We start from the raw sequence: 20,162 nt of genomic DNA on the forward strand, positions 1-20,162 counted from the left end.
TCTCATGACGAGCTCGGACGCGCCGTCGCGGAAGACGATCGCGCTGCTGCCCTGGGGCAACTTCATCGAGGATTTTCTCGAGCCGATCGGATTGACGCTCGAGACGTTCTGCCGGCAGATGACCGGCGGCTGGCTGTTCGGTTACGTCGACGCGCTCAAGCTCGCTGGCTGGCGCCCGGTCATTGTCTGCGTATCGCGCCGGGTGTCTGCGCCGCTGCGCCTGCGGCATGTGCCGTCAGGCACGCGCATTTGTGTGCTCCCCGCCTGGCCGGCCTATGACCGGCTCGCGCGCCATATGGTCAACCCCTACGGCTGGTCGCTCGACGATGCCTTCGGTCCGGGTGCCGGGCGGGGGCGGGGGCGGCGATGGGCGCGCCAGGTCGTGAAGGAGCTTGCGCCCTATCTCGCGACGCCGCTCGGGGCCCTCGCGCGGACCCTGCGCCACGAGGGCTGCACGGCGATCCTGACCCAGGAATATGAATATGCCCGGTTCGACGTCTGCGTGCTGCTGGGTCGACTGCTCAGGCTGCCGGTCTACGCGAGCTTCCAGGGCGGCGACGGCCATGCCGGGCAGCTCGAGGATCTGTTCCGGCGCCGCGCACTGCAGGCGGCACGCGGTCTCGCCGTCGGGGCCGAGGGTGAAGCGAGGCGCGTCGCGGAACGCTACGGCGTGCCTACGGCGCGGATCTGGCCGGTGCACAATCCGATCGACCTCGACCTCTGGTGGCCGATGGACCGCGCCGAGGCCCGCCGGGCGCTCGATTTGCCGCCCGAGGCGCGCATCGTGGTCTGCCACGGCCGGATCGACATGCATCGCAAGGGGCTCGACGTGCTGCTCGACGCGTGGCGCCTCGTCACGGCCGCGCGGCCCAAGCAGGATGTCCGGCTGATCCTGGTCGGCACCGGGCAGGATGACGAGGTGCTGCGCGCGGAGCTCGCGCGCCGGCAGCTGCCGGGTCTCACGTGGTTCGACCGCTATGAGCTCGATCGCGCGGTGATGCGGCGCACGCTGTCCGCGGCCGACCTCTACACGCTACCCTCGCGGATCGAGGGCTTCCCGGTGGCGCCGCTCGAAGCCATGGCGTGTGGGCTGCCGGTGGTCGCGAGCGACATTCCAGCCCTGAGGACCATCCTCGAGGCGGGCCGCGAGTCGGGCGGCCTGCTGGTGCGGCCGAACGATGCCGCGGTGCTCGCCCAGTCGCTGGGACTGCTGCTCGACGACCCGGACGTGAGCCAGGCGCTCGGCCGGATCGCCCGGCGCCGCGTCGAGGAGAATTTCTCGATCCCGGCGGTCGGCCGGCAGCTGCAGGCGATGCTCGAAGGGCGCGGCCCGGTTCCTTCCGGTCATCCGAGCGACGACGCACTGTCGCCGTTCCCTCGGCCCGGACCACGAACTTAAGGCTCCACGAACTTAAGGCTTCAAGGCCCGTCGGCGCTGAGCGCAATCGGCTGCCACCTTCAGGAGCCGGTCGCAATCGGTACGTGTCGCGCCGCGAGCGCTTCCCCGGGCCTGCCCCGGACGCTATGGTGCCGGAACAAGGGCGGACCCCACCGTCCGATCAGGGAGCCCACGCCTCATTGTCCGCCTTTGAGACGCTCGTAGAGCCCGGCCGCCCAGCCGAGGTCCCGCTCGATACTACCGTCGTCTCCGCCGGCATTCCCGCGGGCCACGGCCGGATCGCCGACATCGAGTTGCTGCGCGGCTTCGCCGTGCTGTTCACCATCCTCGAGCATGCGCGGGACAACCTGATCAGCTGGCACAGCCCGCTGGTCGACGGTTTCTACAGCTATTTCCGCTTCGGCTGCGGCGTCGATCTGTTCTTCGCGATTTCGGGCTTCGTGATCGCTCGGGGACTGGTGCCGAGCCTCGATGGATGCCGAGATTCGCTCGACTTCGTGCGGGTGACGCTCGCCTTCTGGGTGCGCCGGGCCTGGCGCCTGCTGCCATCGGCCTGGCTATGGCTCGCGTTGGTTCTCGCGTTGTCGCTTGCCTTCAACCGCTCGGGCCTGTTCGGCTCGTTCCGCACGAACGTCGAGGCGACGATCGCCGGGCTGCTCGATGTCGCGAATTTCCGCTTCATGGCGGCGTTCGGCCATTTCCCTTACGGCGCGAGCTTTTCTTATTGGAGCCTGTCGCTCGAGGAGCAGTTCTATCTGGTCTTCCCGGCCGTGATCTTCCTTTCGCGCCGCTGGCTGCCCCTGGTGCTGGGCGCGGGCGTGCTCCTGCAGCTGTTCGTCGTGCGGACTCCGTTCCTGATGGTCGTGCGCACCGACGCGCTGATGCTCGGCATCCTGATCGCGCTCTGGAGCCGGGGCCCGACCTACCGCCTGTTCGAGCCGCGGGGGCTCGCGCGGAACCGGCTCGCCCGCGGTGCGGTCCTGACGCTGCCCCTGGTGCTGCTGGCGGCGGTCGAGGCGGCGGGCAGCGCCGTCGTCTGGTTCCCGATCGGCCTCATCGCGCTCTTGTCGGCGGCATTGGTGCTGGTGGCCTCGTTCGACGGCGACTACCTGATGCGCGACGGCCGCGTGAAGCGCGCGCTGCTCTGGGTCGGCGGCCGGTCCTATGCGCTCTATCTGCTGCATGTCCCGGTCATGTTCGCCGTGCGTGAGCTGTGGCTGCGGCTCGCGATCGAGCCGGCTCACGGCCGTGGCTGGCTGCTCGTCCTGCTGGCGCTGGCGCTGATGGCCGTACTGGCTGAACTGAACTTCCGCCTGGTCGAGGCGCCGCTCCGCGCGCGGGGCGCCCGCATCGCGGGCGCGATCCTGGTCCGCGGCCGGGCCTAGCCGCGCTCACCCAGGAGCGCTCACCCAGGAGCGCTTACTGGCGACAATCGCTTGCGCTGGCCCCATTCTGCGGAAACCATGGGCGGCTGTGTTCGAAACTCGGGGAGGCGACGGAATGAACGGTGCGGAAAGCCTGGTGCGGACGCTGGTCGACGGCGGGGTCGAGGTCTGCTTCGCCAATCCCGGCACGTCGGAGATGCATTTCGTGGCCGCCCTCGACCGCGTCGAGGGCATGCGCTGCGTCCTGGGCCTGTTCGAGGGCATCGTGACCGGTGCGGCCGACGGCTATGCGCGCATGGCGGACAAGCCGGCGGCGACCCTGCTGCATCTCGGCCCCGGGCTCGCCAACGGCTTGGCCAACCTGCACAACGCGGTCAAGGCCTCGACGCCGATCGTCAACATCGTCGGCGATCATGCCACATACCACCGGGCTTACGACGCGCCGCTCACCTCCGACATCGAGACGGCGGCGAAGCCGTTTTCGGGCTGGGTCCGGACTTCGCCCGACGCCCGAAGCGTCGCGGCCGACGGGGCGGCGGCGATCGCGGCGGCGCGCACGCCGCCGGGCCGGGTCGCAACCTTGATCTTGCCGGCTGACACGGCCTGGAACGAGGGCGCCGGTCCCGCCTCGGTGCCGCCGGTGCCGGTGCGGGCCGCGGTCTCGGGCGAGGCGGTCGAGGCGGCCGCGCGCATTCTGCGCAGCGGCGAGCCGACCTTGCTGCTCCTGGCCGGGCCGGCGCTGCGCGAGCGCGGGCTCGAACTCGCCGGCCGGATCGCGGCCGCGACCGGCGTCAGGCTCATGGCGCAGACCTTCAACGCCCGGATCGAGCGCGGCGCCGGCCGGGTACCGGTCGAGCGCGTGCCTTATCCGGTCGATCTCGCCGTCAAAGCGCTTGCCGACTTCCGCCATGTCATCCTGGTCGGCTCGAAGCAGCCGGTCGCCTTCTTCGCCTACCCGGACAAGCCGAGCGTGCTGACCGCGCCCGGCTGCGAATGCCATGTGCTGGCCCGGCCGGAGGAAGATCTGGTGGGCGCTCTCGAGGCGCTTGCCGATGCGCTCGGCGCCGGCCGGCATGCGGCGCCCGTGGCAAGCCTCGACTTGCCGGTGCCGGCCACCGGCGCCGTGACACCCGAGGCGATCAGCCGGTCGCTGGCGGCCCTCCTGCCGGAGCAGGCGATCGTCATCGACGAGGCGGTGTCGAGCGGTCGCGCCTTCTTCCCGCCGACGCGCCAGGCGCGGCCGCATACCTGGCTGCAGAACATGGGTGGCTCGATCGGCCTCGGCCTGCCCATGGCGACGGGCGCTGCGCTCGCGGCACCCGACCGCAAGACCGTGTGCCTGCAGGCCGACGGCAGCGGCATGTACACGCTGCAGGCGCTCTGGACCATGGCGCGCGAGCAGCTTGACGTCACGATCGTGCTGTTCGCCAACCGCTCCTACGCCATCCTGCGCGGCGAGCTCGCCAACGTCGGTGCTGAGAACGTCGGCCGCAAGGCGCTCGACATGCTCGACATCGGCCGGCCCGATCTCGACTGGGTTTCGCTCGCCCGCGGCATGGGCGTCCCGGGCGTGCGCGTCACCGACATGGAGGAATTCAACCGCCGCTTCGCCGAAGGCCTGGCGACGCCGGGGCCCTATCTGGTCGAGGCGGTGCTTTAGGCGAGCCCGAGCCGGAATGCGCGGACGCCCGGGTCGAACGGCCGGTAGAGCGGGCAGCCGGTGAAGCCCAAGCGCCGGTAGAGCCGCACGGCGGCGGGCATGCGATCGGGTTCGGTGTCGAGATAGACCGCGGTCCCGCCCGTGGCGCGCGTCGCGGCCGCGACGGCCTCGACCAGCCGCTCGGCCAGGCCCCGGCCGCGGAAGGGCGCGCGCACCCAGAGGCGCTTCAGCTCCGTCGCCCGTTCCGGCAGCACCTCAGGCAAGGGCCGGAAGGTGACGCAGCCGGCGGGTGCGGCACCGGCCCAGGCGATCAGCAGGCCGCCGCCCTCGACGATATGGCTTGCCGGCAGGCCCGCGATCTCGGCCTCGAACTTTGCCATCTTGAAGCCGGGCCCGGCGACCGCCCGGGCATAATCGCGATATTCGCCCAGGAGCAGGCGCGCGGCCGCGACGATCTCCGGACCATCGTCCGCCGCGAGGCAAGCGATGTGGACAGGCGTGGGGTTCGTTTCGGCAATCATCATCAGGCCAGCATCCCATTCGCCGGCACGCCGGGAAAGATCCGATCTTGTGCCGGCACCTGAATGAGCATGCGCCGTCGTGATTGTTCTTAATGGCCTATTAGCCGTTTTTCGATCGAGATTTTCGCCCCCTATGGTAGGCTCATTATAATAATGAATGGAGGATTGGTCGATATGGCAAACAAAAGTCTGCCCTTCATCATGTATCCAATCTGTTTCGTAATGGGATTTTTGCTGCCTGATATTGCCAATGCCGGCGGCGCGCCGATCGAAACCGTGCAACACAAGTTTGACGCGTTCAATCGACACGACGCCGATGCGATCGAAGGCGCCTACGCCGTCGACGCGACGCTGCACTCGCCCGACGACCCGAACCTCAGCGGCAACAAGCCGATCGCGGACACGTACCGCAAGCTGTTTGCGGCGATCCCGGACGCCAAGGACAATATCACCCTGATCGAGAGCGTCGGCCCTCACGTCTATGTGCAGTTTTCGCTCACCGGCCATTGGGGTGGTGCTGAAGACAAGCCGATCGTCGCGCGTCTGATGTCTGTCTATACCGTGAAAAACGGCCATATCGCGGAAGACGACACCTACTACGACCGCAAAATCTAGGCCGGACTCATTCGGTCACGATCCAGCCGGCCGGCGACCAGCGGAAGATCTGCGGCGGGAACGGCCGGGTCTCATGCGCCGCGACCATGGCCGTATAGCGGCGCATGATGTCGAGCGCGTCCGGCCGCCGTGCGTCGAAGAAGATGACCGCGTCGGCCGCGGGTGCCGATGCCAGCAGCTGTCCGCCGGTCTTGGCCGCGATCGGCGCCCAGCTGTCGAACGCCAGGAGACGGCTCGAATCATAGGCGTTGTTCGATACGATGCCGACGCCGTCGTCCGGAAAGGCGCGCGCGGCCCGCTCGATCGGCTGGAACATCTCGACGTTGTTCTTTTTGGCGATGGCGAGCGCCTCGTCCTTGCTCAGGTTCATCTTGGCGAGGTCGCCCGGCGCCAGGTACTTGATGGCCTCGGGCATGTCGAATGCGCAGACGATCCAGAGATCGCCCACGAAGGGCTCGATCGGCGGCTCTTCCTTGCCCGCATAGATCTTGCGGATCTGCTCGACATAGACGGACGGACGCAGCACCGCGCGCAGCAGCTTCCGGTCCGGCGCCACGTTCAGCTGCAGGAAGGTCGCGGACATGCGGGCGACATGCTGTTCGACCGCCGCGTCGCAATCCGCCGGATTGCGCTGGCAGAAACTGTAGATCGTATCGAGCTGTGCGCGTTGCGAACCGCCGTCGGGCGGCCGCACTTCGAGCGCGAGCGGGCCCTCGACCTTGATCTTGGTGCCGGGCATCGCCTTGCGGAAGAGCTTGGCCACCGCCTTGGTGAAGCCGGGCTCGTCGAGCGGGATCGAAGCGGCGAGGGCCGCGGGCGCGGCAAGCAAGACCAGGAGCACGACGCAGAGGGCACCGGCGCGACAAGTGCGGGATAACGTACTGGAAAGGCGAACCATCTCGTCCTCTTGGCTATGAGCGAGCGGAGTTTGAGAATGGAACAAAAATAGAACTTGCGCAACCTATGCGGTGATCGAACGCGGATTTCTCGCGATATGTTGCGTATGCGGGATGCATAGACTGCGCGCCCGACGCGGCGCCTTGGCGCTTGCCGAAGGCACGCAAAGGGCGGCAGGCTGACCCACTGCTTCAACCGACCGGGTCGCCAACATGCCGATCAACAACCGCATCGCCCATTTCCACGACGACATGACGGCCTGGCGCCGTGACTTGCACGAGCATCCGGAGCTGGGTTTCGAGGAGCAGCGCACGTCGGATATCGTTGCGGCCAAGCTCGCGGAATGGGGCATCGCGGTGCATCGGGGGCTGGCCGGCACCGGCGTCGTCGGCACGCTCAAGGTCGGCAATTCCGACCGCGCGATCGGCATCCGCGCCGACATGGACGCGCTGCCGATGAGCGAGGCGAACGAGTTCGCCCATCGCTCCAAGACCGATGGCAAGATGCACGCCTGCGGTCATGACGGTCACACGACGATGCTGCTCGGCGCCGCCAAGTATCTGGCCGAGACGCGGAATTTCGACGGGACGGTGCATTTCATCTTCCAGCCGGCCGAGGAGGGCGGCGGCGGCGGCCGGGTCATGGTCGAAGAAGGCCTGTTCGACAAGTTCCCGGCCGACGCGGTCTACGGCCTGCATAACGACACGACGCTGCCCGTGGGCGAAGTCTCGGTCGTGGCCGGCCCGGTCCAGGCGGCGTCCGACTCGTTCCGCATCCATATCACCGGCAAGGGCGGCCACGCCGCGAAGCCGCATTTCTGCATCGATCCGGTGCTGGTGGGATCGCATATCGTCGTGGCGCTGCAGTCGATCGCGTCGCGCCGGGTCAACCCGCTCGACAGCGTCGTCATCTCGACCTGCCAGTTCCATGCCGGCTCCGCGACCAACGTCATCCCGCATACGGGCTGGCTCGACGGTACGGTCCGCACGCTGACGCCGGAGGTGCGCGACGACGCGCAGCGCCTCCTGACCCAGATCGCGGAGACCACGGCCGCCGCGTTCGGCGCCGAGGCCCGGGTCGAATACACGCGCAAATATCCGGTGACGCGCAACCATGCGGCCGAGACCGACCGCATCGCTGCCGCTGCGGCGCGTGTCCTTGGCGAGGACAGGGTGATCCGCGAGCGTGTGCCGTCCATGGGCGGCGAGGACTTCGCCTTCATGCTCGAGGCGCGGCCGGGCTGTTATATCAAGGTCGGCCAGGCCGGCGCCGACAAGGGCCAGATCCCGGTCCATCACCCGAGCTATGATTTCAACGACGATATCCTGCCGATCGGCGCCTCGATCTGGTCGGCACTCGTCGAACAGGAGCTGCCGCGCGGCTGATTGCTGAGGTAAACCGGCGGGCGGCATCCCGAGGGTAGGGCTTGCCGCCGCCGATCCGATCGACGATGAAGGGCCATGGAGCCAACCCGAGACGAACCGTCGGAACATGAGCCGCCCGAACATGAGCCGCCCGAACATGAGCTGTCGGGCAGCAACCGCGGGCCGGTGGCCGCCCTCGTCGTGGTGCTGCTGCTCGTCGTCGTGGGTTTCGTGCTGACCCAGGCGTTGCGCAAGAACGCGAACATCCAGGACTGCGTCGCGTCCGGCCGCACCAACTGTGCGCCGGTCGCGACCGGCAACAACTAGGGCTGCAATCGGCGGGAGCTGCGATCGGCCGGGGCACCCGGCCCCTCGAGCAGGTGACGGATCGCCCGGGTCAGATCGGCGATCTTGAACGGCTTGCGGAGCGTGATGGCCCCGCTGATGCTGTCGAGCGCCGCCGTCTCGGCATAGCCGCTGGCGAAGATGATCGGCAGGCCCGGGCGCAGCCGTTGCATGCCGCGTGCGACCTCGGCTCCGTTCAGGCCGGGCATGGCGAAATCGATCACGGCAAGCGCCACCGGCGCGCCGCGTTCGACCAGTGCCAGGCCGGTGCGGCCGTCCGCGGCCTCGATCACGGCGAAACCCTCAGCCTCCAGGCCCTGGACCAGGGTCTCGCGTACTGCCGGATCGTCGTCGATGACCAGGAGCGGCATGCGCTCTTCCCGGCCGGCCAGCTCGGCGCCGGCCCGCGCCGCCGTCGGAAGGTTGGCGGCCTGCCGCAGCGGCGGCTCGACGCGCGGCAGCACGATGCAGACGGTCGTGCCGTGACCGGTCTCGCTTTCGATGCGCACGTCACCGCCGCTCTGGCGTGCGATGCCATAGACCTGCGCCAGGCCGAGGCCCGTGCCCTTGCCCAGCCCTTTGGTCGTGTAGAACGGCTCGAACGCGTGGGCCAGGACCTCGGGCGACATGCCGGTGCCGGTATCGGCCACCGCGATCGTGACCGCCTCACCCGTCTCGATGGCGGGATCGTCGATCGCGATGCAGTCGGTCGTGATGGTCAGCATGCCGCCATTGTTCATGGCGTCGCGCGCGTTGATCGCGAGGTTGAGGATCGCGAGCTCCAGCTGGTTCGAGTCGGCCACGACCCAGGAGCCTTCGGCCCGGAGCACGAACCGCACTTCGACGCCGGAGCCGACGGCCCGGGTCACGAGCCTGTCCATGTTGCGTACCAGGGCGTTGACGTCAACCGGCCGGAGGTCGAGCCGCTGCTGGCGCGAGAAGGCGAGCAGCTGTGCCGTGAGCTTGGCGCCGCGCTCGGCGGCCTGGACCGCGATGTCGGCGTGATGGGCCGCGTGCGGATCATGTGCCACGCGTGCCTGCAACAGCTCGAGGCTGCCGACCATGGCGGTCAGCAGGTTGTTGAAATCATGGGCGATGCCGCCGGTCAGCCGGCCGACGGCTTCCATCTTCTGGGCGCGGGCGAGCGCCGCCTCGGTCAGCTTGCGCTGCTCCATGGCGCGTTCAAGCGAGCGGGTGCGCTCCGCCACCAGCTGTTCCAGCTGCTCCTGGCTCCGGGTCAGCTCCTCGGTCACCGCGGCCCGCTCGGCCATCTGGTCGCGCACCTGTCGCTGGCGCCGGCGCGCGCGGAGCGCCGTGCGCACGGCGCTGATGAGCGTCAGGGCGCTGAACGGCCGCTCCAGGAACATGACGTTGCCGAGTGCGTCCGGCAGCCGCAACTCGTCGAGCAGGCGGCGGGCGCCGCTGTCACTGCGGGTGAGCACGACGAACGGCAGGTCGGACCAGGGCGGCTGTGCCTCGAGCCGCGCGTGCAGCGCGGCCAGGTCCGCTTTCGCCAGCGCCTCGTCGGCGACCAGCACCGCGCCTATTGAATCGTCGATTGCGGTGCAAAGCTCGCGGCTGTGCTCCAGCACGCGGAACGGGATCGCCTCGCGTTCGAGCAGCTCGGCCGCAAGAATCGCGTCTTCCCCGGTCGGTGCCAGGACCAGAAGCGGGCCGATGTCTTGGACGCCGAAGGCTTCAGGCATTCCCGTAGATCCCGGCCCCTTTGATCCCGACCCCTTTGATCCCGACCCCTTTGATCCCGACCCCTTTGATCCCGGCCCCTTTGATCCCGACCCCTTTGATCCCGACCAAGACCATCGGCTTGCCAATGCGGATGCCCTGGCCGCCGGTGGCGAGCTCGTGGATCGGGGCCACGCCCTCGCCGCCTCGGATCCCGCTCGACACGCGCGGATCGAGGGCGGCCGTCTGGGTCTCATCGGATCCGGTCATGGAAACCTGTTCAATCCACCGCCGAGGAGAGGGCGGAGCCTCAATACTTGGCTACCGCATTCAACCTTAAGCGCCTCTTCTACCGATCCGCTAACGATACTGCGGTGTCACAGGTTCCCCATCAGGCGGCCGGCGCCGTCCGCTCGGGCCCGAGCCGGCGGCCGGCGATGAGCGCGGCCAGGCCGAGCACGGTCAGGCAGGCGGCCGGTACCAGCATCGGCAGGATCGTGCTCCTCGTCACATTGCCGACATAGGGCATGAGGTTCTGGCCCCAGAAGCCGCCGAGATTGCCGATCGAGTTGATCGCCGCGATGCTGGCCGCGGCGCGGGCGCCGGTGAAGAAGCGCGGTGGAATCGACCAGAAGCAGGGATAGAGCAGCTGGATGCACGGCGCGCCCAGGACGAGGGCGGCGAAACGCAGCGAGTTCGACGGCAGCTGCGTGCTGGCGACGAAACAGGCGATGCCGCAGATGGCGATGACCGCGACCGCGTGCAGCATGGTCCGATCGCGCCTCAAGCGGCGCGGCAGCCAGGCGAGCATCAGCGCCGAGAAGCCCCACGGGATCATGTTGAGGAGACCGTTCGTGGTGGCGCTCACGCCGAAGCCCTTGACCACGGTCGGCAGCCAGTAGCTGACGCCGTAGAGCGAGGTCGACATCAGCATGTAGACGAGGGCGAAGCCCAGCACGCGCCAATCCCAGAGGGCGGCGAGCGGCCGGTCGGCATGCACAGAGGGCGATTTCTCGGCGGCGATGCGCTGGGTGAGCCAGGTCCGCTCGGCCGGCGAGAGGAAGCTCGCTTCCATGGGCGTCGCCGGCAGGTACTTGAGGACGACGAATGTCAGCAGGATCGGCGGCGCGCCGGTCGCGAGGAATACCCATTGCCAGCCGGCGAAGCCGAAGAGGCCGTCGAGGTCGAGCAGCGGGCCGCCCAACATGGCGCCCAGCATGTTGCCAAGCGCGCTGCCGAGCGTGAACAGGCCCATGACGCGGGTCCGGTGCCGCTGCGGGAACCACAACGTCATGTAATAGAGAATGCCGGGATAGAGCCCGGCCTCGGCGATGCCGAGGAGCAGGCGCAGGATGTAGAACGCGGTCTGCGACGGCGCGAAGGCCAGGAGCACGGTGATGATGCCCCAGGTCAGCATGATGCGGGCGAGCCAGACCCGGGCACCGTATTTGTAGAGTGCCAGCGTGCTCGGGATCTCGAACACCAGATAGGCGATGAAGAACAGCGACGAGCCGAGCCCATAGGCGATTTCGGTCATGTGCAGGGCACCGACCATCTGCAGCTTGGCGAAGCCCACGTTCTGCCGGTCGACGAACGCGACCAGGAACAGGATGGTGAGCAGCGGCAAGAGCCGCCAGGTCACGCGCCCGATCAGGCGCTCTTCGTCGATCGTGTCCGGCTGCAAGGCGCTGCTCCCCAACAATGTCTTGTCGATGCGATGTGTCGTTGGCCGGTTTGCCGGCCGGCCTTTCCGGAATAAGGCCTCGATCCAGCCGTTGGCAACGAATTACCGCGCAGCTCATAGTGGTTTTGGCTTCGCGGGTTCGGAGATGGCCTCCATGGTTTCCAGGCGCTGGTTCGCGGCCGTCGTCTTGCTGCTGGGCCTTGCGCTGAGGGCAGGCGCCGAGGCCGAGACCGTGCTCCGCCGCCCGGTGGCGGCCGAGCCCGAGACGCTCGACCCGCACAAGACGACGACGGCCGACGATTTCGCGATCGACCTCGACCTGTTCGAGCCGCTGGTCGGGCGCGACGCCGACCAGCATCTGGTGCCCGGTGCCGCCGCGAGCTGGGAGGTTTCGGCGGACGGGCTCACCTATACGTTCCATCTCAGGCCCGAGGGACGCTGGTCGAACGGCGATCCGGTGGTGGCCGAGGACTTCGTCTATGCGCTGCGCCGGCTGGTCGCCCCCGCGACCGGTGCCGCCGACATCGGCCCGATCGCCAGCATCGTGAATGCAACCGCGATCAATGCCGGCCGCCTTGCCGATCACGCCGCGCTGGGCGTGGACGCCGTCGACAACGAGACCTTGCGGATCCGGCTCGAGCGGCGCCAAGTCACGCTGCCGCTCTACATGAGCACGATCTACGGCATGCCGCTTCATCGCCACTCGATCGAATCCAGCGGTGACGCCTGGACGCGGCCCGGCAACCTCATCAGCAACGGCCCCTATCGGCTGGAGAGCTGGGTCCCGAACAGCGAGCTGGTGCTGACGCGCAATCCGGCGTTCCACAGCGACCGTCCGGCGGAGGTCGATCGGGTGCGCTATCTCGTGACCGACAATCTCGAGACCGGCCTCAAGCGCTATCTCGCGGGCGAGATGGACTGGGCGACCGTGCCGCCGGCCAAGGTAGCCTGGGCGCGCGCCGGCCGCGCCGACCTCAGGCGAGGCCGGGCGCTGGGGGTCGGGTTTTTGTTCTTCAACCTGAAGAAAGGGCCGTTCGCCGATCACCCGAAGCTGCGCGAGGCGCTGTCGCTCGCGATCGACCGAGAGACGATCGTCGACAAGGTGAACCTGCGCGGCGAGCCGCCGGCCTACGGCTGGGTGGCGCCGGTGATCCCGGGCTACGCGTCCGCGTCCTACGATTGGCGCGACCTGCCGATGCCGGCGCGGATCGCGCGGGCGCGGGCGCTGCTCGCCGAGGAGGGCTACGGCCCCGATCATCCGCTGCGCTTCACCGTCCGCTATCCGACCCGCGACGAGACGCGCAAGATGCTGCTTGCCATCGCCGGCATGTGGAAGACGGCGCTCGGCGTCGAGGCGACGCTCGCCAACCAGGAATGGCGGGTCTATGTCGCCGCGGTCGAGCAGTGGGATTTCGAGATGGGCTCGCTCGGCCGGGTGAGCGAGATCAAGGACCCGGGCGTGCTGCTCGAGCCGTTCATCAGCAGCGCCGGCGCCAACAGCGACACGGGCTATGTCAACCCGGCGTTCGATGCGCTGGTCTCGGCGGGCGAGCAGGCACCGGACGCGGCCCAGCGCTTCGCACTGCTGCACAAGGCCGAGGCCATGATGCTGGCCGACTATCCGGTGATGCCGGTCTCGTTCTACGTGCTGAACCGCCTGGTGACGCCGCGCATCCGCGACTGGCGCGACAACGTCGACAATCCGCAGTCGCGAAACATCCACATTGCGCCGGCGCAGCCGTAGGCGCCCCGGACGATTGCAGCCGGTGCCCGTTTAGTTTTCCCGTCAGACCCCGGCTTCGCGTCCGCACCTCTACCGAAACCGGAATGCCAGCGAACGCATGTTCAACAGGCCCTTGGGCTTCCGCCGTATCGCCACCCGATAAGGCCGCCTTGCAATCGGTTTTCAGGCGGCAGTCTGCATCGCCGCTACGGTCAGCTATTGGCTGATCAGTCCCAGCCGCAAACTGGCGTGAGAGGCCTGAGATGGAGGATGCCCGTCTGGACAGTCTCCGGTCGTGACCATGCGTCCTTAACGTACCCTGGTATGCGGTGGCCGCGAACAAAGGCGAGTGCCTCCGCCCCTGCGGGCATAGCGAGAAGATGCTCGCACCGGCATACAAGCTATGTCGGGATATTAAGGCGGCCGGAAATCAGAATAAACGCGATGGATAATTCCATTCTAAGCGGAGCAAAGCATAACGACAAACTTATAATTATTTGGATTTCAGGCGATAAGGACAACGATATGTGATCGGCAATCCAATCTAAATTTGGTCAATGAAGTGCTCTTAAACGGCATTGCGCGGGATATGACAGCTCGGTTGAGGGGTTGTGATTGCGGGAAGAGTGAAATAGAAGTAAAAAATATTTGGACTTGGCTCTCTTCGGCGTGTAAAATTTTTCTAAATGAAATTGATGCTGTCTTTCGACCTTGTGTCGGAAACGGTTTTGTGCGCCCGTTTCCAAGCAAAGACGCGTATCAATCCACAGATGCCCCAGGAAAAGAGACGTGCGTCTAAATAATAGGCCGCGCTCCTTTGCGTTCATCAAGCATCTTCAGTCGGGCCAGTCAATTCTGACTGCCTAAATTTACTCCGATAAGGGAGGGTGCCAGATGCGAATCATGGCAATTGCGCTGCTCGGCGTGATCGCCGGGTTGGGCGCAGCCCGGGCGGACACCGTCACGTCAGGGACATGGCAACCGTTGAACCAGCAGCTTTGCGCTGCGGGGCAACCGTGCTTCGCGGCTTCCAGTCCGCTCCTGCTCACGGATGGCACCGTCATGGTGCAAGAGTACTGCAGCAGCCGTTGGTTCCGGCTGACCCCCGACATCGACGGCAGCTATGTCAACGGAACCTGGTCCGAGCTTGGTTCGCTGCCGGCCGGATACGCTCCGCTCTATTACGCATCCGCCGTGCTGCCCGACGGTCGGGTCATTATCAATGGCGGCGAATACAACGATACAGGGGCAGGCTGTAATCCGGTTTGGACGAACAAGGGCGCGCTTTACGATCCGACGACCGATAGCTGGGTCTCCGTGTTGCCTCCGGCGGGCTGGTCGACGATCGGAGATGCTCAAAGCGTCGTCCTCACCAGTGGGCTGTACATGCTGGCCAATTGCTGCACAACGCAGCAGGCGCTGCTCGATATCCCGACCATGACCTGGAGCGCGACGGGCAGCAACAAGGCCGACGTAAACGATGAGGAGGGGTGGACGCTGTTGCCGGATAGCAGCGTGCTGACGGTCGATACGAACAACTTGGGCGACGTCACTCACGCCGAAAGATACTTACCCGATTCCGGCGGGTGGATCAGTGCCGGCAGCACGATCGTCAAATTGGACGATACGAATGCCAATGGCAGCGGATCGCGCGAAATGGGGCCGCAGGTGCTGCGTCCCGATGGCACCGTCTTCGCCATTGGGGCCACTGGATTCAGCGCCATTTATCGTCCGCCGGGCAATCTGAGCCACACGGGACGCTGGGAGCCAGGCCCGACTTTCCCGAACATCGCCGGGCAAGGGCAATTTGACGTCGCTGACGGTCCGGCCGCTCTCTTGCCCGACGGCAACGTGCTCGTCGCCGCGAGCCCGGGTGTGTTCAACAGCCCGACCCATTTTTTTGAGTTCGACGGAACCAGCCTGACCCAGGTCTCGGAACCTCCAAGCGCACCCTTCGAGCCGTCCTTTGTCGGCCATCTACTCCTGCTGCCGACCGGGCAGGTGCTTTACACCGATTTCTCGGGTGACGTTGAGATCTACACCCCCTCCGGCAGTCCCAAAGTCCCATGGCGCCCAACCATCGAGGAGGGCCCGCTCACGGTTGCCCATGGCCAGTCCTATAGGATCTACGGCAAGCTGTTCAACGGGCGCTCCCAGGGCAGTGCCTACGGAGATGACTACCAGGGTCCAACAAACTATCCGTTGGTGCGGATTACCAACCTGACGACGGGGCATGTTTTCTATTGCCGGACGTTCAACCCCAGTTCCATCGGCGTTGGGAATGCCGGCCGCGTGTACACGAATTTCACGGTTCCCTCAAATATCGAGCTGGGCAGCAGCCGGATCGAAGTCGTCGCGAACGGCATCCCGTCGAGGCCCGTTGCTGCGACGGTTTTCTGACAACGATCAGAGGCTGTAGCGCGTCCAGTGCCTGGCCACAGCGGCCAGTCTACCAGTGATGGTTTCTGTCGAACCTTGCTGTCTCCGCGGGTCGGATTTGGCAGCAATCTGACCCGCGGATCAACGTGACTGAAACACCAAAAGCCGAGGTGTTCCGCGGCTCGCGAGCTTTGTTGCAGCGTCGCTGCAAGATGCTGAACACGCCAATGAGAAAGGGGCCGGCGATTGTTCGCCAGCCCCTTGGAAACTCTCGGCTTTCGCTCTTCGAGATGGTGGGCGGTGCTGGGATCGAACCAGCGACCTCCACGATGTCAACGTGATGCTCTACCGCTGAGCTAACCGCCCCATCTCGTGGCCCGGGCGCCGACGCCGCAAAGGCGCGTCACGTCCGAGGACGCGGTAGGTACTAGGTTTCCCCGGTCGATGCAAGAGGCTCTGCGCATGGGTACGCCGCATGGCCGGGGCGCATGGCGGACAGACCGCGCCGATGTCGCAGGATGGGCGCCGCCAGTGGGCGCCGATTGGCGCGGCGGCCGAATTTGCGCTACATCAGAAAGCATGCACGGAACCGCGCCCGCGCCCCCGGCCGTCGCCGCCGTCCCACCGGTGGCGGTGCAGCCCTACGAGATCCTGCCGCCGACCGCCCCGCGGCGGGCACTGGTCGTGGCCTCGCCGCACAGCGGCGATCATTATCCGGATGAGTTCCTCGCCGCCTCGCGCCTCGACGCGCTGACGCTCCGGAAGTCGGAGGACTGCTTCGTCGACGAGATCTGTGCGGCGGCACCGTCGCTGGGCGCGCCGCTGCTGTGCGCGCTGTTCCCGCGCGCCTTCGTCGATTGCAATCGCGAGCCGTGGGAACTCGACCCGCAGATGTTCGAGGACGCGCTGCCCGATTTCGTCAATTGCCAGTCGCCGCGCGTCGCGGTCGGGCTCGGCACGATCGCGCGCCTGGTCGCCGACGGCGAAGCGATCTATCGCCGCAAGCTGCGCTTCGCCGAGGCGGCGACGCGGATCGAGAGCTGTTATCACCCGTATCACGCAGCCCTCGCCGGGCTCGTTGACGAGACCGTGGCCGAATTCGGCTGCTGCATCCTGGTCGACGCCCATTCGATGCCGTCGATCGGTGTCGGGCCCGGCGCGACGCGGACCCGGCGCCGCGTCGACATGGTGCTGGGCGACCGCATGGGCAGCGCGTGCCATCCACTGGTGATCGAGATCGCGGAGCGGGTGCTGCGCGGCCGCGGCTACCAGGTGGTGCGCAACACGCCCTATGCCGGCGGCTTCACGACCCGCCACTACGGCCGGCCGGACGAGGGCCGCCACGCGCTCCAGATCGAGCTCAACCGCGCGCTCTACATGGACGAGCGCAGCCTGGCGCGGAAGCCGTTCCTGGCGACGCTGCGCGACGACATCGGCGCGGTATTTCAGGCGCTGGCCGCGATCGAGCCCGACGCGCTCACCTAGCGAACAGAGGCATAAGGGTTGGACATTCGCCCAATGTCGTCGGATAATGGTTTCAAATGAAACAATGATCGGAGGAGCGACATGACGAATGCCGTCGTCGCCCATCGCGAACCCTCGACCCGTGCGGACTTCACGATCGACCAGGGTTGGGAGAGCTACACGGGCGAGGAGCACGCGATCTGGCGCACCTTGTTCGAGCGGCAGGAAAAGATCCTCGTCGGCCGCGCATGCGACGAGTTCATGGCGGGCCTGATTGGCCTCGGCGTCGCGGCCCATGGCATTCCCGACTTCCGGCGTCTCAACGACGTGCTGATGAAGGCGACCGGCTGGCAGATCGTCGCCGTGCCCGGGCTGGTGCCGGACGACATCTTCTTCGAGCACCTGGCCAACCGGCGCTTTCCGTCGACCTGCTTCATTCGCACGCGGGCACAGCTCGACTATCTGCAGGAACCGGACATCTTTCACGACATCTACGGCCACGTGCCGTTGCTGATGAACCCGGTGTTCGCCGACTACATGGCGGCCTACGGCAGGGGTGGCGTGAAGGCGCTGCGGCTGGGCGCGCTGCACAATCTGGCGCGGCTCTACTGGTACACGGTCGAGTTCGGCCTGATCGCGACGCCGGCCGGCATGCGCATCTACGGATCCGGCATCCTGTCGTCCAAGGGCGAATCGATCTTCTCGCTCGACGATCCGGCGCCCAATCGGATCGCGTTCGACCTGCTGCGGGTGATGCAGACGAAGTACCGGATCGACGACTATCAGGAGACCTATTTCGTCATCGACAGTTTCGAGCAGCTGTTCGAGGCGACGCGGCCGGACTTCGCGCCCTATTACCGGGAGCTGGCCCAACGGACGGACCTCGTGCCGGGCACGGTGCTGCCAAGCGACCGGGTCTTGCACCGCGGCCAAGGGCGTCCCTAAGCTTGGTCAAAAAAAAGCGGGCCGCGATTGCTCACGGCCCGAGTTTAGGGAGGAAACGCCTAAGAAGACGTACGGCAGATCCGTCGAAGACGACTCATGCCGCACTGCAAAATATGCCCCCGGTCCTTTGCGAAATCAACAACGATTTTTGCATACGCGAAAACATCGTACGAATGGCCGGGCCGGGGATTTTCGCTAAAACTGGCGGAAACCCTGAAGATTCGGCGATATTTCCCGCGGATTGCGTTTTTTGCAACGCAATATGAAAGTGCCGGCGATGGCAGCGAGGCGTTGATTCCGCTGGTCAACCGGCCGGGCGGTGCCTTTTATAGGGGACGAGCCGTTCCTGCCCCGGGCACCTCCTTGCGAATCTTCATGAAACTGCCGGTCCGCGGTCGCATCCTGGCGCTGATGACGCTGGGCAGCCTGCTGGTCGGGCTCGACCGGGCGGCGCTCGTCCCGGCGGTCGAAGGGCTGCGCGACGCGCTGCACGTGCCGAGCCCGGCACTCGACATCGCGTTCAGCGCCTATGGTTTCGGCTTTTTCCTGGCGCTGGCATTCGCGGGCCTGGTGATCGAGCGGGCCGGTCCGTCGCGCGTCCTCATCGGCTGCGGTCTGCTGGCGGCGCTGGCCATGGTCGCGACCATGGCGACGTTTCATGTGATCAGTCTCGCCTTGAGCCGTCTCGCGCTCGGCATTGCGGCGGGCGGCCTGCTGCCGGCCGCGACCGTACTGCTCGCGCAATGGATCCCGCAGCATGACCGCGGTACGGCGCTGGGGCTGCTGCAGGGTGCCTATTGGCTGGGGCCGCTCATCGCCGGCGGATTGGTGGGTGCGGCCGAGGCGGCGGGATCCTGGCGCGCTGCCTTCGTCGTTCTGGCGGCGCTCGGCGGCGTCTGGTCGGTCGCCTGGCTGCAGATGGGCTCGGTGCGGCTGCCGCCACCCGAACGGCTGCCGATCTATTGGCCCGGGCACGCTCGGCGCTTCCTGCTGCCGTTTTTCCTCGCCTTCGCGCAATCCTGGGCGATCGCCCTCGTGCTGCAATGGGTGCCGGCCTATCAGCTCGAGACCTGGCATCTCGACGTCACGGGCTCGCCGCTCCTGGCGCTGGTCACTATCGTCGCGGCCGCGGGCGGCGTGCTCGGTGGCGGCTTCGCCTCAGACTGGGTGTTGCGCGACAGCGGCAATATCCGGCCGGCGCGCCAGCTCCTGCCCGGCATCGGCTTCCTCGGCGCCGCGGTCGGGCTCTTCGCCATGCCGGGGCACCACGAGCTCCAGACGATCGTGCTGTCGAGCGGCGTGACGCTCTTCTTCCTGGCGCTGGCGACCGCCTCGCTCTGGTCCTTGCCGCTCGATATCGGCACTGCCCATCCGGCGATCGGCACCATGTTCGTCGGCCTCGGCGCGGCACTGGCGCAGGCGCTGGGACCGCTGAGGCTCGTGCAGCTCTCGGGCGCCTGGTGGCTCGGGCCGACGCTCGGGCTGCCGCTGCTGGTGGCCGCGAGCGTCGCCGCCTTCCAGCTGCGTCCGGATCTCGGCATCCCCGATCCGCCACCGCCGCCGGCCGAGCCGGAGGAGGGGACGGCAGCAGTCGCGGCCGGGAAGAAGCCGGCGAAGAAGCATTAGCATGGTCGAGCTCTATCTCGATGCCGACGCCTGCCCGGTGCGCGAGGAGGCCTACAAGGTGGCGGACCGCCACGGGCTCGTCGTGCATGTGGTCACGGCCGGCAACGTCCGCGTGCCGTGGCACCCGTTGAAGCGGCTGGTGCTGGTCGAGGCCGGGCCGGATGCGGCCGACGACTGGATTGCCGAACGGATCCGGCCGGGGGACATCTGTGTTACGTCTGACGTGCCGCTGGCGGCACGCTGCCTCAAGGCGGGCGGGCAGGCGGTGGGGCCGACCGGCCGGCGCTTCACGCCCGACAATATCGGCGAGGCGCTGGCCGCGCGCGAGCTCGCCCGGCATCTGCGCGAGCTGGGCGAGCCCGGCGGCGGACAGCGGCCGCTCGCGGCCCGCGACCGGTCGCGTTTCCTGGACGCGCTCGAGCAACTGGTTCAGGCGGGCAAGCGTTCAGCCTGACGCATTCCATTTTTTCCA

At 67.1% G+C, this 20,162-nt stretch carries 17 protein-coding genes and 1 tRNA gene; 12 read left to right on the forward strand and 6 right to left on the reverse strand.

Features of this window, described 5'->3' with window-relative positions:
- Window positions 1-4: 4 nt before the first annotated feature.
- From IEY58_RS02205 to IEY58_RS02215, 3 genes are all read left to right on the forward strand, one after another.
- A complete protein-coding gene (locus tag IEY58_RS02205) occupies window positions 5-1,399 on the forward strand; it encodes a glycosyltransferase family 4 protein (protein ID WP_189041966.1) in 1,395 nt (464 codons plus the stop codon).
- Between the two features lie 179 nt (window positions 1,400-1,578).
- Window positions 1,579-2,784 carry an acyltransferase family protein gene (locus IEY58_RS02210; RefSeq protein ID WP_229743431.1) on the forward strand — a complete coding sequence of 402 codons (1,206 nt, stop codon included), beginning with the start codon at window positions 1,579-1,581 and terminating at the stop codon, window positions 2,782-2,784.
- A 115-nt stretch (window positions 2,785-2,899) separates the two neighbouring features.
- The gene (locus IEY58_RS02215; RefSeq protein WP_189041968.1) at window positions 2,900-4,444 is read left to right on the forward strand and encodes an acetolactate synthase large subunit; all 1,545 of its coding nucleotides are present in this window, start codon (window positions 2,900-2,902) and stop codon (window positions 4,442-4,444) included.
- Here the strand turns inward: IEY58_RS02215 and IEY58_RS02220 are convergent.
- Entirely contained in the window at window positions 4,441-4,968 is a 528-nt protein-coding gene (locus IEY58_RS02220; protein ID WP_189041969.1) for a GNAT family N-acetyltransferase, read from the reverse strand. The genes IEY58_RS02215 and IEY58_RS02220 overlap by 4 nt on opposite strands.
- Window positions 4,969-5,139: 171 nt before the next feature.
- Here IEY58_RS02220 and IEY58_RS02225 point away from each other — a divergent pair, with 171 nt between their 5' ends.
- Complete coding sequence (locus IEY58_RS02225; RefSeq protein ID WP_189041971.1) at window positions 5,140-5,580, forward strand: nuclear transport factor 2 family protein; 441 nt, start codon at window positions 5,140-5,142, stop codon at window positions 5,578-5,580.
- Between the two features lie 7 nt (window positions 5,581-5,587).
- On the opposite strand, the gene IEY58_RS02230 is transcribed toward IEY58_RS02225, so the two are convergent.
- Window positions 5,588-6,478: a hypothetical protein gene (locus IEY58_RS02230; RefSeq protein WP_189041973.1), complete on the reverse strand. Its 891-nt coding sequence runs from the start codon at window positions 6,476-6,478 to the stop codon at window positions 5,588-5,590.
- Window positions 6,479-6,689: 211 nt separating this feature from the next.
- On the opposite strand from IEY58_RS02230, the gene IEY58_RS02235 reads away from it, so the two are divergent.
- Together IEY58_RS02235 and IEY58_RS02240 are read left to right on the forward strand one after the other, a co-directional pair.
- Window positions 6,690-7,862: a M20 aminoacylase family protein gene (locus IEY58_RS02235; RefSeq protein ID WP_189041975.1), complete on the forward strand. Its 1,173-nt coding sequence runs from the start codon at window positions 6,690-6,692 to the stop codon at window positions 7,860-7,862.
- Between the two features lie 75 nt (window positions 7,863-7,937).
- Window positions 7,938-8,168 (forward strand): hypothetical protein, encoded by a 231-nt coding sequence (locus tag IEY58_RS02240; protein ID WP_189042551.1) that lies wholly within the window; start codon window positions 7,938-7,940, stop codon window positions 8,166-8,168.
- On the opposite strand, the gene IEY58_RS02245 is transcribed toward IEY58_RS02240, so the two are convergent.
- The 3 genes from IEY58_RS02245 to IEY58_RS02255 form a co-directional block, all read right to left on the reverse strand.
- On the reverse strand, window positions 8,165-9,892 hold the full coding sequence (locus IEY58_RS02245) for an ATP-binding protein (RefSeq protein WP_189041977.1): 1,728 nt from the start codon (window positions 9,890-9,892) through the stop codon (window positions 8,165-8,167). The two genes, IEY58_RS02240 and IEY58_RS02245, sit on opposite strands and share 4 nt — an antisense overlap.
- A complete protein-coding gene (locus IEY58_RS02250) occupies window positions 9,885-10,139 on the reverse strand; it encodes a hypothetical protein (protein ID WP_189041979.1) in 255 nt (84 codons plus the stop codon). The genes IEY58_RS02245 and IEY58_RS02250 overlap by 8 nt, the downstream gene beginning before the upstream one ends.
- 121 nt (window positions 10,140-10,260) lie before the next feature.
- The gene (locus tag IEY58_RS02255; RefSeq protein ID WP_229743432.1) at window positions 10,261-11,553 is read right to left on the reverse strand and encodes an MFS transporter; all 1,293 of its coding nucleotides are present in this window, start codon (window positions 11,551-11,553) and stop codon (window positions 10,261-10,263) included.
- A 154-nt stretch (window positions 11,554-11,707) separates the two neighbouring features.
- Between IEY58_RS02255 and IEY58_RS02260 the strand changes: the two genes are divergently transcribed.
- Complete coding sequence (locus IEY58_RS02260; RefSeq protein ID WP_189041981.1) at window positions 11,708-13,297, forward strand: peptide ABC transporter substrate-binding protein; 1,590 nt, start codon at window positions 11,708-11,710, stop codon at window positions 13,295-13,297.
- A gap of 873 nt (window positions 13,298-14,170) precedes the next feature.
- Window positions 14,171-15,676: a Kelch repeat-containing protein gene (locus IEY58_RS02265; protein WP_189041983.1), complete on the forward strand. Its 1,506-nt coding sequence runs from the start codon at window positions 14,171-14,173 to the stop codon at window positions 15,674-15,676.
- A gap of 270 nt (window positions 15,677-15,946) precedes the next feature.
- Here the strand turns inward: IEY58_RS02265 and IEY58_RS02270 are convergent.
- Window positions 15,947-16,021: transfer RNA gene (locus IEY58_RS02270), tRNA-Val, on the reverse strand.
- Between the two features lie 213 nt (window positions 16,022-16,234).
- Between IEY58_RS02270 and IEY58_RS02275 the strand changes: the two genes are divergently transcribed.
- The 4 genes from IEY58_RS02275 to IEY58_RS02290 all read left to right on the forward strand — a co-directional run bounded on the left by IEY58_RS02275 (window position 16,235) and on the right by IEY58_RS02290 (window position 20,144).
- Window positions 16,235-17,140 (forward strand): N-formylglutamate amidohydrolase, encoded by a 906-nt coding sequence (locus tag IEY58_RS02275; RefSeq protein ID WP_189041985.1) that lies wholly within the window; start codon window positions 16,235-16,237, stop codon window positions 17,138-17,140.
- A gap of 81 nt (window positions 17,141-17,221) precedes the next feature.
- Window positions 17,222-18,064 carry a phenylalanine 4-monooxygenase gene (gene phhA / locus IEY58_RS02280; protein ID WP_189041987.1) on the forward strand — a complete coding sequence of 281 codons (843 nt, stop codon included), beginning with the start codon at window positions 17,222-17,224 and terminating at the stop codon, window positions 18,062-18,064.
- A 375-nt stretch (window positions 18,065-18,439) separates the two neighbouring features.
- Window positions 18,440-19,690 carry an MFS transporter gene (locus tag IEY58_RS02285; protein ID WP_189041989.1) on the forward strand — a complete coding sequence of 417 codons (1,251 nt, stop codon included), beginning with the start codon at window positions 18,440-18,442 and terminating at the stop codon, window positions 19,688-19,690.
- 1 nt (window position 19,691) lies between these two features.
- Window positions 19,692-20,144, forward strand: coding sequence for a YaiI/YqxD family protein (locus IEY58_RS02290; RefSeq protein ID WP_189041990.1), 453 nt, complete (start codon window positions 19,692-19,694; stop codon window positions 20,142-20,144).
- Window positions 20,145-20,162 lie beyond the last annotated feature (18 nt).

The sequence above is a fragment of the Aliidongia dinghuensis genome (genome assembly GCF_014643535.1).
GTDB lineage: Bacteria > Pseudomonadota > Alphaproteobacteria > ATCC43930 > CGMCC-115725 > Aliidongia > Aliidongia dinghuensis.

Bases quoted from the DNA above. Each gene is read 5' to 3' on its own strand.
- IEY58_RS02205 (WP_189041966.1), top strand. From the start codon at position 5: ATGACGAGCTCGGACGCGCCGTCGCGGAAGACGATCGCGCTGCTGCCC.
- IEY58_RS02215 (WP_189041968.1), top strand. From the start codon at position 2,900: ATGAACGGTGCGGAAAGCCTGGTGCGGACGCTGGTCGACGGCGGGGTC.
- IEY58_RS02220 (WP_189041969.1), bottom strand. From the start codon at position 4,968: ATGATGATTGCCGAAACGAACCCCACGCCTGTCCACATCGCTTGCCTC.
- IEY58_RS02225 (WP_189041971.1), top strand. From the start codon at position 5,140: ATGGCAAACAAAAGTCTGCCCTTCATCATGTATCCAATCTGTTTCGTA.
- IEY58_RS02230 (WP_189041973.1), bottom strand. From the start codon at position 6,478: ATGGTTCGCCTTTCCAGTACGTTATCCCGCACTTGTCGCGCCGGTGCC.
- IEY58_RS02235 (WP_189041975.1), top strand. From the start codon at position 6,690: ATGCCGATCAACAACCGCATCGCCCATTTCCACGACGACATGACGGCC.
- IEY58_RS02240 (WP_189042551.1), top strand. From the start codon at position 7,938: ATGGAGCCAACCCGAGACGAACCGTCGGAACATGAGCCGCCCGAACAT.
- IEY58_RS02245 (WP_189041977.1), bottom strand. From the start codon at position 9,892: ATGCCTGAAGCCTTCGGCGTCCAAGACATCGGCCCGCTTCTGGTCCTG.
- IEY58_RS02250 (WP_189041979.1), bottom strand. From the start codon at position 10,139: ATGACCGGATCCGATGAGACCCAGACGGCCGCCCTCGATCCGCGCGTG.
- IEY58_RS02260 (WP_189041981.1), top strand. From the start codon at position 11,708: ATGGTTTCCAGGCGCTGGTTCGCGGCCGTCGTCTTGCTGCTGGGCCTT.
- IEY58_RS02265 (WP_189041983.1), top strand. From the start codon at position 14,171: ATGCGAATCATGGCAATTGCGCTGCTCGGCGTGATCGCCGGGTTGGGC.
- IEY58_RS02275 (WP_189041985.1), top strand. From the start codon at position 16,235: ATGCACGGAACCGCGCCCGCGCCCCCGGCCGTCGCCGCCGTCCCACCG.
- phhA (WP_189041987.1), top strand. From the start codon at position 17,222: ATGACGAATGCCGTCGTCGCCCATCGCGAACCCTCGACCCGTGCGGAC.
- IEY58_RS02285 (WP_189041989.1), top strand. From the start codon at position 18,440: ATGAAACTGCCGGTCCGCGGTCGCATCCTGGCGCTGATGACGCTGGGC.
- IEY58_RS02290 (WP_189041990.1), top strand. From the start codon at position 19,692: ATGGTCGAGCTCTATCTCGATGCCGACGCCTGCCCGGTGCGCGAGGAG.